The organism is Pseudomonas sp. PAMC 29040 (assembly GCF_003994535.1).
GTDB lineage: Bacteria > Pseudomonadota > Gammaproteobacteria > Pseudomonadales > Pseudomonadaceae > Aquipseudomonas > Aquipseudomonas paraversuta.
The window spans coordinates 17,101-31,235 of sequence record NZ_RZAA01000002.1 but is presented as its reverse complement, the minus strand read 5'-3'; the positions used below and the strand labels follow the sequence as shown (position 1 = coordinate 31,235).

Sequence of the window (14,135 nt, the reverse complement as noted above, 5' to 3'; positions counted from 1 at the left end):
TGCATTAGAAAGCGGGTACGGGATGCTCCCGTAGCGCCGCCAGCAAAGCCGTGGCACTTGCGCCACGACAATCCACAACGTTTTTCGCCCCTGCGCTGCGCGCTATCTCGGCAACCCGAGGGCTTGGAACAAACAACGGTAAACGTGCCAACCCGGGCCAGGCAAGGCCCGACAAGCGGTGTAAATGTTCAAAGCCCTGCCCACTGCTGACCACCAGACCGTTCAGGCGTTCCACTTTGACCCGCTCGGGCAGTACCTGCGCCGGGTATGACGGCAACTCTCGACGGTAAAGTTCAAGGTAGTCGACCCGGGCACCCAGACCTCGAAGGCGGTCAGCCAGCAGCTCTCTGCCGCCCTCGCCACGCAGGATAAGAACCCTGGGATCAGCACACCCGACTGCCTGGATAAACACCGGCAGCGCCAACAGGGCTTCGCTGTCGTCACCGCTTTGAGGGTAGCTAACATCAAGGCCGTGGTCGGTGAGAATCTGCGCCGTGGCGGCACCGACGCTGAACCACTTTTGAGCGGGCGCTTGCCGCCAGTACTGCTTGACCAGCGCAACGCCAAGGCGGGCCGCCGGCTTGCTGACCACAATCACCGCGCAATAGCGGTCAATATTGGCAATCAGCTCCAACTGCTCATCAGTCAGCGCCAGCGGATGGATTGCCAGCAAGGGCAAGCTGCTGCTGAAAACCCCGGCGGCGGCCAGCTCGCTCGCCAAAACCGCCGACTCGTCAGCGGGCCGGGTCAGTAACAAGCGCCAGCCTGTCACTCGTGCCCTGCCTCACCGTAGACCGCCTGCAGAATGGCACCCGCTCCTTGAGCCAGCAGATCTTCAGCCACCTGTACCCCAAGCTCCGTAGCGGCACTTTGCGGGCCACGCGCCTCGGCGCTCAGGAGCAGTCCTCCGCCAGGGTCGCCCACCAGGCCCCGGAGCCAGACTTGCTCACCTTCGAGCACCGCATAGCACGCAATCGGGACCTGACAGCCACCGTTCAAATGCTTGTTCAGCGAGCGCTCGGCAGTGACCCGCACAGCCGTGTCGGCATGGTGCAGCGGCGCCAGCAAGGCGTGAATTTCAGGGTCGCTGCTGCGGCACTCAATACCGACCGCGCCCTGCCCACCTGCCGGCAGACTGTGCTCAATGCTGATTGGCGAAGTGATGCGATCTTCAAAGCCCAAACGAATCAGGCCCGCAGCAGCAAGGATGATGGCGTCATATTCACCCGCATCCAGCTTGGCCAGACGGGTATTGACGTTACCGCGCAGGAAGCGGATTTCGAGGTCCGGGCGACGGGTTAAAAGCTGGGCCTGGCGGCGCAGGCTCGAGGTGCCGACAACACTGCCCTGGGGCAAATCGTCGAGGCTGGCAAAGGTATTGGAGACAAAGGCATCGCGCGGGTCTTCGCGCTCACAAATGCAAAACAGGCCCAGACCTTCAGGGAAGTCCATGGGCACGTCTTTCATCGAGTGCACTGCGATGTCGGCTTCGTTTTCGAGCAAAGCCGTTTCAAGCTCCTTGACGAACAGACCCTTGCCGCCGATTTTCGACAGTGGCGAGTCCAGCAGCTTGTCGCCACGGCTGACCATGGGCACCAGCGTCACCACAAGAGCCGGGTGAGCCTGCTCCAAACGGGCTTTGACGTATTCGGCCTGCCACAGAGCCAGGGCGCTTTTACGGGTAGCGATGCGGATTTCGCGAGAGGACATGGATCAATCCGTACTGAAAAGATACGGCTGATAATAACAGCTCAGCCAAAACAGCTTTGACTTGTATCAGAAGTACCCGGCCTCCCTGGCCCAAAACCCGGCCCCGCGCCTGTTGGCGCGGGTTAGAGTTGCTGCATCATTTTGCGAACACCCGCGACATGCCGGCGGCTGACAATCAGCGCATCGCCATTCAAGCCCCTGAGAAACAACTGGAAGTGCCCCAGCGGCGTTCGCTGCAGACGCTCGATCCGGTCACGGGCGACCAACGCATTACGGTGGATCCGTACGAAGCGCTGACCAAACTCGTCCTCAAGGGCTTTGAGTGGTTCGTCGAGCAGGACTTCGCCGCCTTCGTGGCGCAAGGTCACGTATTTATGGTCAGCAATAAAGTAAATCACCTGGTCGATAGGAATCAGCTCAATCCCTTTACGGGTTCTGGCACTGATGTGACTGCGTGGGCCACTGCCGGTTTGCGCGGCAGGACGGGTGAGGGCCGCCAGTTGAACGCGGTTGGGCCGGTGCGCCTCTTTCAATGCAGCACCCAGGGCTTCGGCGGTTGCCGGCTTGAGCACGTAGCTGACACCGCTCTCTTGCAGGGCCTGCAGGGAAAATTCGTCAGGGGCCACGGAAAAGACAACCGAGGGCGGTAATTCGCGCTCACATAATTTGGCTGCAACCTGCAGCCCATCGAGCCCCGGCAGGCGGATATCAAGTAACACGACATCCGGCTTGAGGTTTTCGATCAGGCTCAATGCCTCTTCGCCATGAGAGGCGCCAGGCTCCAGCAACGTGTAACCCCCGAGCGTACGGAGCACATCGCTCAAGTGCTCGCGGGCCAGAGGTTCGTCATCAACGATCAGGACATTCATATAGCGCTGTATTCCTGCGTGAGTCTCGCACAAGGATAGCGTAGACAGGTGATGTGACGGCTGTCACGGCGATCCACGCTAAGACTAGCGAAAAGGCCAAAAAGTGCCGCAAACCTCGCAGCAAAAAATCACCTGCATCTGTTGCTCGATTTAATACCGGATGCGTCTGGCATTCTACAAAGACATGCAATGACTCATCCATACGAGCAACTGTAGACGGTTGCCAAGACGAAAGTACTCAATCAATACATTTCGTTCCGGTATTTGTTTATACCTTACTTCCCCTGAAACCTGCCGACCTGGGTCAACGCCACGATTGGCAACCCTGTTATGATCTGCAGTAACTTTCTGTGTAACTCCCCTCAGCCGATTACGAGCGAATCCATGAGCACCGACAAGACCAATCAGTCCTGGGGCGGCCGCTTCAGTGAACCCGTCGACGCCTTCGTTGCGCGCTTCACTGCCTCCGTCACTTTCGACCAGCGCCTTTATCGTCACGACATCATGGGCTCCGTGGCCCACGCCACTATGCTGGCCAAGGTCGGCGTGCTGACTGATGCCGAGCGTGACAGCATCATCGAAGGCCTGAAAACCATCCAGAGCGAAATCGAAGCCGGCACCTTTGACTGGCGCATCGATCTGGAAGACGTGCACATGAACATCGAAGCGCGTCTGACCGACCGCATCGGCGTAACCGGCAAGAAACTGCACACCGGACGTAGCCGCAACGACCAGGTCGCCACCGACATCCGCTTGTGGCTGCGCGACGAGATTGACCTGATCCTGTCTGAAATCACACGTCTGCAAAAAGGTCTGCTGGAGCAGGCCGAGCGCGAAGCCGAGACCATCATGCCCGGCTTCACTCACCTGCAAACCGCCCAGCCGGTGACATTCGGTCACCACATGCTGGCATGGTTCGAGATGCTCAGCCGCGACTACGAACGTCTGGTCGACTGTCGCAAACGCACCAACCGCATGCCGCTGGGCAGCGCGGCACTGGCCGGTACCACCTACCCGATCGACCGCGAATTCACTGCTCAGTTGCTCGGCTTTGATTCCGTGGGCGGTAACTCGCTGGACAACGTGTCCGATCGCGATTTCGCCATCGAGTTCTGCGCTGCGGCCAGCATTGCAATGATGCACCTGTCACGCTTCTCCGAAGAACTGGTGCTATGGACCAGCGCCCAGTTCCAGTTCATTGATCTGCCAGACCGCTTCTGCACCGGCAGTTCGATCATGCCGCAAAAGAAAAACCCGGACGTACCGGAACTGGTTCGTGGCAAAAGCGGCCGTGTCTTCGGCGCTCTGATGGGCCTGCTGACCCTGATGAAAGGCCAGCCACTGGCCTACAACAAGGACAACCAGGAAGACAAGGAACCGCTGTTCGACGCGGCTGACACCTTGCGCGACTCGTTGCGTGCGTTTGCAGACATGATCCCTGCGATCAAGCCCAAGCACGCGATCATGCGTGAAGCGGCATTGCGCGGCTTCTCGACCGCCACTGACCTGGCCGACTATCTGGTTCGCCGTGGCCTGCCGTTCCGCGACTGCCACGAAATCGTCGGCCACGCCGTGAAGTACGGCGTGGAGACCGGCAAGGATCTGGCTGAAATGAGCCTCGAAGAACTGCGCCAGTTCAGCGATCAGATCGAAGACGACGTCTTTGCCGTACTGACCCTGGAAGGCTCGGTCAATGCCCGCGACCACATCGGTGGCACTGCACCTGCACAGGTCAAGGCTGCGGTTGTTCGTGGCAAGGCACTGCTGGCCACTCGCTAACGCTATAACCGCTGCTGCAGGCAGCGGCTACAAGGTTTTGCGGGTTATAAAAAAACGGGCGCCATTTGAGCGCCCGTTTTTTATTGCCCTGCAAATCCCGGCAGGGTTATTTCTTGCTGCTGATCCAGGCCAGAAATTGCGGCATGGCCGCTTCCTTGTCGGCCACAATCCGCTGCACGTGGGGGTTGCGCTGCAGACGCTCCAGCAGTGCCCGGGCTGCCGGATGCTCTGCCAGCAGGTCCAGGCCGAACACCTTATGGCCAACAGCACAGGCCAGATCGACGCTGAACACAAAGTAAATGTCCGCCAGACTCAGCGTGTCACCTGCCACATAAGGCGCGAACTTGCCGTGTCGGCCCAGAGCAGCAATGCCCTCCAGCAACTCGACCCGGGCTTTGTCCCTGATCGCCTCGGGCACTTGCATGCCAAAGAAGGCTTCTCCATAACAGGCGCGCGCCGGCAATTCGATATACAACTCGATTTCCTTGGTCAGCGCCAACACCTGGGCACGCTCAAACGGATCGGACGGCAGCAGTTTTTCCCCCTGCTGGGTCTGTTCCAGGTATTCAAGAATCACACTGGTTTCGTTGATGAAGCCCTGATCGACGCCCAGCACCGGGACCTTGCCACGCGGACTGATCGCAAGTGCCTGCGGGGTCTGTTCGGCAAAAAACGGGACTTCTTCGAATGGGACGCCCTTCTCCAGCAACGCCAGCTTGACCATGTTGTAGTAGTTGCTGACTGCGAATCCATAAAGCTTGATCATTACAAAGCCTCCAGGCCGTATCGGGGTTGGCAGCCGTTGTTATAGAACTTCGCCGCTACACTGGCTAGCAGCATCAGCCACGTGAATACAGTTAGACTGCCCGCCTTTACTTGAGGAGCCTGCCCATGAGCGAGCCAGTTGATATCGATAACGACGAAGAAGAGTTCGCCGAATCCACACTGATCCAGGCGATTGAAAACCAGATCGAAAGCGACAACCCGCCTGCAGCCAAAGCCACGTTCAACAAGTTGACGCTGGTGGGCTACGAACGCGAAGAAATCCTGCAGATGATGGCCCACGTGCTGGCCGTAGAGATTGACGCGATCCTCGAAGAAGATCGCGCCTTCAACACCGAGTGGTACGAAGCAGCCCTGCGTGCACTGCCGACCCTGCCACCCGAGAAAAACTGAGTCGCGGCTCAGGGCCCAATGGCGGGGGCTCGCTGCCAGTCCAGTTCACTGGCAGGCATCGGGCGCCCAAACCAGTAGCCCTGGCCCAGATCACATTTCAAGTCGAGCAGGAACTTCGCCTGCGCGGCTTGCTCGATACCCTCGGCATGTACTTGCAGGCCCATGCTTTGCGACAACGCGATGACCGCCCGGACAATGGCCACATCGTCATTGTCATCCGGCAGCCCCGCGACAAACCCCTGATCGATCTTGAGTTTCTGCACAGGCAATTGCTTGAGCCGCAGCAGTGATGAAAAACCCGTTCCAAAATCATCGATGGCCAGTCTCAAACCCAGCTTGCGCAAACGGTGCATCTGCTCAAGGGCCCCCTGGGAGTCCTCCATCACGGCACTTTCAGTGACTTCCAGCTCCAATAGCGCCGGGTCCAGACCGGTATCGGCCAGCACCGTGGAGACCAGGTTGTACAGCTCGGGACGGGCAAACAACCGGCTGGAAATATTGACCGCGACAAACGACAACTCTACCCCGGCAGATTGCCACTGACACATCTGCCAACAGGCCTGTTCCAATACCCAGGCGTCGATTTCGGCAATCAGCCCGGTACGTTCGGCAATGGGAATAAATTCCCCCGGCGCCACCAGCCCGCGCAGTGGATGTTGCCAGCGCACCAGTGCTTCGACGCCGATCAGTCGACTGTTCTGCAGGTCGTGAACCGGCTGGTAGTACACACGCAGCTCTTGCTGCTCCAGGGCCCGGCGCAGATCGCTGGCCACCTCGATCCGGTACTGCGCATGGACGGTCAACTCTTCGGTGTACAGGGCGTAGCCTTCGCGGCCCGATTTTTTGGCCTTGAACAGGGCCGAGTCGGCGTTGCGCAGCAGTTGTTCAGCGTTCACTGCATCATTGGGAAACACACTGATGCCAACACTGGCACTGACAAACAACTGATGTTTATCGATCTCGAACGCGCCCTTCATCAGCTCCAGCACCTGCTGTGCCAGTGCGGCAGCCTGAGTCACCTGGGGACAACTTTCGACCAGCACGGCAAACTCGTCACCGCCCAGTCTGGCCACGGTGAAACCTTTGCCAAACACGCTCTGCAAACGCTCGGCAACAGCCTTGAGCAACAGGTCGCCGACGTTATGGCCTAGGCTGTCATTGATGATTTTGAAATGATCGAGATCGATCATCAGCAACGCACAGCCCGATGCGTGACGTTGTGCCGAGGCCAGCGCCTGTTCGGTACGATCGGTGAACAACAGTCGATTGGGCAGCTCTGTCAGTGGGTCGTGGTGCGCCAGCCGCGCCAGTTCGGTCTGGGATTTTTTAATCGCCGAGATATCGGTAAAGACCGCGACGTAATGGGTGACTTGCCCCTTGGAATCGGTGAGCGCACGCACGATTTGCCACTGCGGGTAGATCTCGCCACTTTTGCGCCGGTTCCAGATCTCGCCTTGCCAGTCACCGTTTTCCTGCAATGACTTGAACACCGCCTGATAGAACTCGGGGCCATGGCGCCCCGACTTGAACATGCTGGGCCGCTGGCCCAGAACTTCTTGTGCCGGGTAGCCGGTGATTTCAACCAGTGCGCGATTCACATGCACAATCACGCCATTGCGGTCGCTTACCAGCACTCCTTCGCGGGTACAGTCAAACACCACTGCGGCTTGGCGCAGACGCTCTTGATCCTGCCGTTGACGCTTCAAGCTGACGCCCTGCCCCAGAAAACCGGACAGGCGGCCAAGGGCGATAAAAATCAGGAAGGTGCTTATAAATGCCCAAACGTAACCATTTATGAGCTGCCAGTGGGCCAACTGCGCTGAATCATCGAAATAACTGTTCAATAAATGATCAGTTATTTGCAGCCATAAAACCGATAACAGCCCGTATGACAAGGCCGCGCGCAAGGCATCGCGATAAGAAACCGACATAAGAAAGTCAAAGTACCTACAAAAAAAGGGGGATTATAAAGTAAGAAACATCAAGGCACTCTTATCTGAAAGGGCGACTGGTTTTATCTGGCTGCATGGGGATAATGCGTGTTGCAGTTTTTTTTATCTTCCCGAGGGCCAAACAGCCTATGTGGTACAACGGTTTTCTCGACTTGTCAGCCTGGCAGCTGGTTGCAGTCACCCTGTTGATGACCCACGTGACCATTATCGGCGTCACGGTTTATCTACACCGCTATTCAGCGCACCGCTCCCTGGAGCTTAACGGTGGCCTGAAACACTTCTTCCGTTTCTGGCTGTGGCTGACCACGGCACAAAATACCCGCGAGTGGACAGCCATCCACCGTAAACACCATGCCAAGTGCGAAACCGCTGATGACCCCCATAGCCCGGTCATCAAAGGGTTATCGACCGTTTTGCGAAAAGGTGCAGAGCTATATCGCGAAGAGGCGCAGAACCCCGAGACGTTGCGTATTTACGGCAAAAACTGCCCTGAAGACTGGATTGAGCGCAATCTTTACTCGCGCTACAAAATGCTGGGTGTCAGTTTGATGCTGGTCATCGACCTGCTGCTGTTCGGTGCCATCGGCCTGACAATCTGGGCCATCCAGATGATGTGGATCCCGGTATGGGCAGCGGGCGTGGTCAACGGCCTGGGCCATGCAGTGGGCTATCGCAACTTTGAATGCCGCGATGCCGCGACCAATCTGGTGCCATGGGGCATCATCATTGGCGGCGAAGAACTGCACAACAACCACCATACCTACCCCAACTCGGCCAAGATGTCGGTCAAGAAGTGGGAATTTGACCTGGGCTGGGCCTGGATCAAAGTCTTCAGCTTTTTGCGTCTGGCCAAGGTTCAGCGTGTTGCTCCGATCGCCCACCGGGTTGAAGGCAAGGGCAGTCTGGACATGGACACCGCGATGGCGATCCTCAACAACCGTTTCCAGATCATGGCCCAGTACCGCAAGCTGGTGATCGCGCCGCTGGTGCAACAAGAACTGGCCAAGGTTGATCATTCGGTTCGCCACCAGTTCCGCCGCGCCAAGCGCCTGCTGTCGCGCGAAACCAGCCTGCTGGAAGAACGCCATCACCAGCGTATCGAAACCATGCTCGAGCACAGCCACTCGCTTAAAGTGATCTACGAGAAGCGTCTGGCCCTGCAACAGATCTGGCTCAAAACCAGCACCAATGGTCACGACATGCTGGCGGCGATCAAGGAATGGGTACATGAGGCAGAAGCCAGCGGAATTCAGTCGCTGCGCGAGTTTGCCCATCAGCTGAAAACCTACTCGCTGCGCCCTGCAGCGGTGTAAAGGCTACACAGCTCCCGCATGTCCCTGTGTGGGAGCTGGGTTGCAGCTCCCACAAGGGGTTCGATGACTCAGACGCAGCCCTCTGGCGCCTGGATCAGCCGCAACAACTCTGGCGTGCCGATTCTCAGCAAACGTGCCGTTTTGCAGTTGGCCAGTTCACTGATCTCCTCTTCAGTCGTCAGTTTCACCATCTGGCCCACAAGGTTCATTACCAGCGCCTCACGGGAATAGACCCCTCCGCCCAAGTGATAAATCGCCGCAATCAACTCTCGCAGTTCCAGCGGCAAGCGCCAGCGTGTGCGCAAGGCCGAGCCATAGGCTGCTCCGAATTCGGCCAGTGACTCGTCAATGACCCTGGTGTCGAGCGCACCACCGGCCAGCTGCCACTCCTGCAAGCAGCGCAACACCGCCAGGTCACCCAGGCGGTGCAGCAGCCCCGCGCAATAGCAGCGTTGATGATCAAGATTGAGCATCCGCGCCAGCGCGTAAGCATATCCGGCCGCACGCCGCGACACGGCCCACTGCTGTTCGGCGTAGTCCGAAAGACAAGGATCACTCAGTTGCCCACGCTGCTTGAGGGTCAGCCCCAGCACCAGATTCATGCTTCGACCCGGACCCAGGCTCTGCAGCGCTTGTGACAGCGTCTGCGCCGGGCTCACAGGGTGCCGGGCCGCACTGTTGGCCGCGGCAATCAAGACGGCACTGATTTGCGGATCGGTCCGCACTTGTTGCTCAAGCAACGCGAGATCCGGTCCGACGGGGCCGATACTGTGTCTGACTGCCGCCTCTGCATCAATCATTAGCGGCGCACCATCGGATGTTGCACGGTGCTGCGCCAAAAAGCGTATCAGGGTCATGCCGGGCGCCAACCCCGGCACCCCACACAAGACTTCTTGCCCGGCACTCAGCAACAGACCTTGCAAGCGCCGGGTCAGCCCACTGATATCCAGCGGTTTCGTCAGGTAGGCCGTGGGGGCCAATGGCAAGACCTCACGCACACTGGCAATGTCGCTGCGATCGCTGAGCAAAATAAACGCCCGCACTGGACTGCTCCGGCGCTGGCGTACCGTGCGCAGCAAGTCCAGACCGCCCATTGCGGGCAAGTCTGCGTCGGCGATCACCAGGTCATAGGTTTTCTGGCTCAACAGGGTGAACGCCTGCCGACCTTCTTCACACACATCCAGCTGCACATCACAACGCACACTCAGTACTACGTGTTTGAGCAAATCCCGGGTCCACGGATCAGACTCGGCAATCAGTACGCTCGGTACTGCCATTGAATCTACAACTGTCATGCATTTAGCTCCCGGCGTAAGGCCTGCACCTTAGTCAAAGGCAGCCGGTGGATACACCCGAATGAATCGCTCAAAGCAAAAAAAACCGCCGAAGCGGTTTTTTTTGTCTATCGAGTCACAACTTGCGAGTCAGGACTCAAGCCAGTTCAGCGAAGCACTCTTCGATGATGGCCAGGCCTTTGTCCAGCTGCTCGTCCGGCGAGGTCAGCGGCACCAGCACCCGCAGCACGTTGCCGTAAGGGCCGCACGACAGCAGGATCAGACCCTTGTCACGTGCCTTGGCAACGATTTGAGCCACGGCGGCTGCGTTTGGCTTATGCGAATCACCGCCTTCGAACAACTCGACGGCGATCATTGCGCCCAGCGCACGGACATCACCGATGACCGGGTGCTTCGCCTGAATGGCCTTCAGGCCGGTGACCAGACGCTCGCCAACTGCCTTGCAACGGTCCAGCAGGTGCTCTTCTTCAAACACTTCGAGCACTGCCAGCGCAGCCGCGCAAGCAATCGGGCTACCGGCGTAGGTGCCGCCCAGGCCGCCTGGAGCGATGGCGTCCATGTACTCGGTCTTGCCGCATACACCGGCCAGCGGGAAGCCGCCAGCGATGGATTTGGCGAATGTGGTCAGGTCGGCAGTAACGCCCATTTGTTCCATGGCGAAGAAAGTGCCGGTGCGGCCAGCGCCGGTTTGCACTTCGTCCGCGATCAGCAGGATGCCGTGCTTGTCGCACAGTTCGCGCAGGCGGGCCATAAACGCTTTCGGAGCCACGTAGAAACCACCTTCGCCCTGTACCGGCTCGATGATGATTGCAGCGATATCTTTAGGCTCAGCGTCATTTTTGAAGATGCGTTCGATGCTGGCGATGGAATCGTCAACGCTGATGCCGTGCAGTTCACACGGGTAAAGGGCACGGAAGATACCGCCTGGCATCAGGCCCATGCCGGCCGAGTAAGGCACGACTTTACCGGTCAGGCCCAGGGTCATCATGGTGCGGCCGTGGTAAGCACCGGTAAAGGCGATCACACCGGCACGGCCAGTGGCAGCACGGGCAATTTTCACGGCGTTCTCGACCGCTTCGGAACCGGTGGTGACCAGCAGGGTTTTCTTGTCGAAATTGCCCGGCACCTTGGCGTTGATTTTTTCGCACAGCTCAACGTACGGCTCGTAAGCCAGTACCTGGAAGCAGGTGTGGGTCAGCTTGGTCAGTTGCTCTTGCACGGCGGCAATGATTTTCGGGTGCAGGTGACCGGTGTTGAGTACTGCGATACCGCCGGCGAAGTCGATGAACTCACGGCCTTCTACGTCAGTAACCGTGGCGTTCTTTGCCGACTCGGCGAAGATCGGGTGAATCTGGCCAACACCGCGCGGGACAGCGGCTTCACGGCGTTTCATCAGGGATGCGTTGGTCTTGTTGCTCATAGTGTCCTCATTCGCCGCGAATCAAACGGCGTGGTTCAAGGCTGACGCGCCAGGGAGACAGCAATGCCAGCATGCGATGATCGACTGGCATGGGGCTCCCGGCCACAGAAATTAACGATTTGAAACACAGAGGGGGCAGCGCTCTCGTGCCCCTCCTGCTGAACCACCCGCCGGGTTAGATGCCCAGGCAGAGATATTTGATTTCCAGATAGTCTTCGATGCCGTACTTGGAACCTTCACGGCCCAGGCCCGAGGCCTTGATGCCGCCGAACGGTGCGACTTCGTTGGAAATCAGCCCCGTGTTGACGCCAACCATGCCGTATTCCAGGGCTTCAGCCACACGGAACACACGGCTCAGGTCACGGGCATAGAAGTACGACGCCAGACCGAATTCGGTGTCGTTGGCCATCGCGATCACTTCGGCTTCGTCTTTGAAGCGGAACAGTGGCGCCAGCGGACCGAAGGTTTCTTCCTTGGCCACGGCTGCGTTTTTCGGCACGTTGATCAGAATGGTCGGCTCGAAGAAGCTGCCTTCCAGGCTGTTACCACCGCTCAACAGAGTGGCGCCTTTGCTCAGGGCATCGGCAATGTGCTCTTTGACCTTGGCTACGGCCTTGTCGTCGATCAGGGGGCCTGTGGTGGTGCCTTCGTCCAGACCGTTACCGATCTTCAGCTTGGCCACCGCCACTTTCAGTTTTTCGGCGAACGCGTCGTACACCGAGTCCTGAATGTACAGACGGTTGGCACAGACGCAGGTCTGGCCGTTGTTGCGGTACTTGGAAATGATCGCGCCTTCGACGGCCTTATCCAGATCCGCGTCGTCGAACACGATAAACGGCGCGTTGCCGCCCAGTTCCAGCGAAACTTTTTTGATGTCCTTGGCGCATTCAGCCATCAGCTGACGACCGATTTCGGTCGAACCGGTGAAGGACAACTTGCGCACGATCGGGTTGCTGGTCAGCTCGCCGCCGATGTCGCCAGCGCTGCCGGTAACTACGCTCAGCACGCCTTTGGGGATACCGGCACGATGCGCCAGCTCAACCAGGGCCAGGGCCGAGAACGGGGTTTGCGAAGCAGGCTTGATGACCATGGTGCAGCCAGCGGCCAAAGCCGGGCCTGCTTTACGGGTGATCATCGCGGCCGGGAAGTTCCAGGGCGTGATTGCAGCCGTCACACCGATAGGCTGCTTGATCACGATCAGGCGCTTGTCCGGCTGGTGACCCGGGATCACGTCGCCATAAATGCGCTTGGCTTCTTCAGCGAACCACTCGATGAACGAGGCAGCGTAGACAATTTCGCCCTTGGCTTCGGCCAGTGGCTTGCCTTGCTCCAGAGTCATCAGGCGACCGAGGTCATCCTGATTTTCAATCAACAGTTCAAACCAGCGACGCAATTTGGTTGCACGCTCTTTGGCGGTCAGTGCGCGCCAGGCCGGCAAGGCCTTGTCGGCAGCTTCAATCGCGCGACGGGTTTCGGCTGCGCCCATTTTTGGCACGGTACCGATGATTTCACCGGTAGCCGGGTTGTTGACCTTGATCGTCTGACCACCGTCCGCATCCACCCAAGCACCATCGATGTAGGCTTGTTGGCGGAACAACTGTGCGTCTTTGAGCTGCATGTTGGCTTTCCTTAACAGCACCGCGCAGGCGCGGAGCGAATTATTGATAGTAGAAAGGCGCCATGGAAGGCTGCCGTCAGGAAGTCATTCACTGCCAAAGTATCTAAATAACGCACTAAATTTTAGCCGTGCGGTTCAGCACTCAGACAAGAGCGTTTGAAATCTCAAACGAATCCTAGGATCAATGGGGGTAAAGGACAATAGGCTGTTCGAAAAAAAGAACAAGCGGCTGTCTATTACCCATTTTTCCCCCGGCATCCATTAATAGCCCAAAACGCGTCCGGAAACACCTGACGAATCAGCAGCATGGACGGACGCCACACAGATGAGTATTATGGCGCCCGCATTGCACCAGTAGCTCAGCTGGATAGAGTACTGCCCTCCGAAGGCAGTGGTCGTGGGTTCGAATCCCGCCTGGTGCACCATCTTCTTTCCCTTGTATTACAGGGGATAGCGCTACTGACAGAAACCTGTCCTGGTCCTGAAAGTCGTTTTTGCCAAAAAATTTCCACACTTGAACGTGGCGGGAATGGTCGAAATGGCAACCATCAGGAATCGCGGCGAGTATCAGTGGTAAGCGCAGATCCGTCGCAAGGGCTATCCAGCCCAACGCAAAACCTTCGAAACCAAATCCGACGACGCTCAAGCCTGGGCACGAATGATCGAAAGCCACCTTTCTGATTCAACTCTCGAATGTGCGCGTGCGAAAAACCGAGAACGAATAGAGCGGCAACATCGTCACAATGTCAGCGCTCGATTTGCCGAGCGCATCGTGTCGTTGGCCTGCTTCAGTTGAACTGATATCTACTTGCCATGTATCCCCAGCGGCTATGTCGGTCATAGGCCTGCTCCGGATAGGTGAGTAATGGCTCCATCAGCCCATTGGGTGTCGAACACTGCATGAAGCCACGCCTGCGTGCTGATCACCTCCGTCGGTCTCAGCGCTTGGCTGAACGCGTGGATAGCCAGATCATTGGTTAACAGCCCCAATTGATGATAGGTG

12 protein-coding genes, 1 tRNA gene and 1 pseudogene are annotated in these 14,135 nt (G+C 58.1%); 4 read left to right on the top strand and 10 right to left on the bottom strand.

Translation table 11 applies throughout. The annotated features are described in order from the left end of the window. Window positions 1-4 precede the first annotated feature (4 nt). The 4 genes and pseudogenes from WG29040_RS03085 to WG29040_RS03070 all read right to left on the bottom strand — a co-directional run. Complete coding sequence (locus tag WG29040_RS03085) at window positions 5-772, bottom strand: uroporphyrinogen-III synthase (RefSeq protein ID WP_003438244.1); 768 nt, start codon at window positions 770-772, stop codon at window positions 5-7. Beyond that, entirely contained in the window at window positions 769-1,710 is a 942-nt protein-coding gene (hemC, locus tag WG29040_RS03080; RefSeq protein ID WP_003438240.1) for a hydroxymethylbilane synthase, read from the bottom strand. The genes WG29040_RS03085 and hemC overlap by 4 nt, the downstream gene beginning before the upstream one ends. Before the next feature lie 122 nt (window positions 1,711-1,832). Next, entirely contained in the window at window positions 1,833-2,579 is a 747-nt protein-coding gene (locus tag WG29040_RS03075; RefSeq protein WP_003438237.1) for a LytTR family DNA-binding domain-containing protein, read from the bottom strand. Next, window positions 2,576-2,698: pseudogene (locus WG29040_RS03070) on the bottom strand (sensor histidine kinase); the annotation flags it as partial. The gene WG29040_RS03075 and the pseudogene WG29040_RS03070, both read right to left, overlap by 4 nt. A gap of 265 nt (window positions 2,699-2,963) precedes the next feature. On the opposite strand from WG29040_RS03070, the gene argH reads away from it, so the two are divergent. Continuing rightward, entirely contained in the window at window positions 2,964-4,358 is a 1,395-nt protein-coding gene (argH, locus tag WG29040_RS03065; RefSeq protein WP_003438234.1) for an argininosuccinate lyase, read from the top strand. Between the two features lie 106 nt (window positions 4,359-4,464). On the opposite strand, the gene WG29040_RS03060 is transcribed toward argH, so the two are convergent. Further along, window positions 4,465-5,124, bottom strand: a complete 660-nt coding sequence (locus WG29040_RS03060; protein WP_127195657.1) for a glutathione S-transferase family protein — start codon at window positions 5,122-5,124, stop codon at window positions 4,465-4,467. 125 nt (window positions 5,125-5,249) lie between these two features. Between WG29040_RS03060 and WG29040_RS03055 the strand changes: the two genes are divergently transcribed. Further along, a complete protein-coding gene (locus tag WG29040_RS03055) occupies window positions 5,250-5,534 on the top strand; it encodes a hypothetical protein (RefSeq protein ID WP_003438228.1) in 285 nt (94 codons plus the stop codon). An 8-nt stretch (window positions 5,535-5,542) separates the two neighbouring features. On the opposite strand, the gene dibA is transcribed toward WG29040_RS03055, so the two are convergent. After that, complete coding sequence (gene dibA, locus WG29040_RS03050; RefSeq protein WP_003438225.1) at window positions 5,543-7,465, bottom strand: phosphodiesterase DibA; 1,923 nt, start codon at window positions 7,463-7,465, stop codon at window positions 5,543-5,545. A 149-nt stretch (window positions 7,466-7,614) separates the two neighbouring features. Between dibA and desA the strand changes: the two genes are divergently transcribed. After that, complete coding sequence (desA, locus tag WG29040_RS03045) at window positions 7,615-8,799, top strand: delta-9 fatty acid desaturase DesA (protein WP_003438223.1); 1,185 nt, start codon at window positions 7,615-7,617, stop codon at window positions 8,797-8,799. A gap of 68 nt (window positions 8,800-8,867) precedes the next feature. On the opposite strand, the gene WG29040_RS03040 is transcribed toward desA, so the two are convergent. From WG29040_RS03040 to gabD, 3 genes are all read right to left on the bottom strand, one after another. After that, window positions 8,868-10,094, bottom strand: a complete 1,227-nt coding sequence (locus WG29040_RS03040) for an HDOD domain-containing protein (protein ID WP_127195656.1) — start codon at window positions 10,092-10,094, stop codon at window positions 8,868-8,870. A 136-nt stretch (window positions 10,095-10,230) separates the two neighbouring features. Further along, entirely contained in the window at window positions 10,231-11,514 is a 1,284-nt protein-coding gene (gene gabT, locus WG29040_RS03035) for a 4-aminobutyrate--2-oxoglutarate transaminase (RefSeq protein WP_003438216.1), read from the bottom strand. 175 nt (window positions 11,515-11,689) lie between these two features. Beyond that, window positions 11,690-13,132, bottom strand: coding sequence for an NADP-dependent succinate-semialdehyde dehydrogenase (gene gabD, locus WG29040_RS03030; RefSeq protein WP_003438213.1), 1,443 nt, complete (start codon window positions 13,130-13,132; stop codon window positions 11,690-11,692). Window positions 13,133-13,480: 348 nt separating this feature from the next. Here gabD and WG29040_RS03025 point away from each other — a divergent pair. Beyond that, window positions 13,481-13,557 (top strand) — tRNA-Arg (locus WG29040_RS03025). A 257-nt stretch (window positions 13,558-13,814) separates the two neighbouring features. On the opposite strand, the gene WG29040_RS24290 is transcribed toward WG29040_RS03025, so the two are convergent. Continuing rightward, complete coding sequence (locus WG29040_RS24290; protein WP_158525128.1) at window positions 13,815-13,973, bottom strand: hypothetical protein; 159 nt, start codon at window positions 13,971-13,973, stop codon at window positions 13,815-13,817. Window positions 13,974-14,135 lie beyond the last annotated feature (162 nt).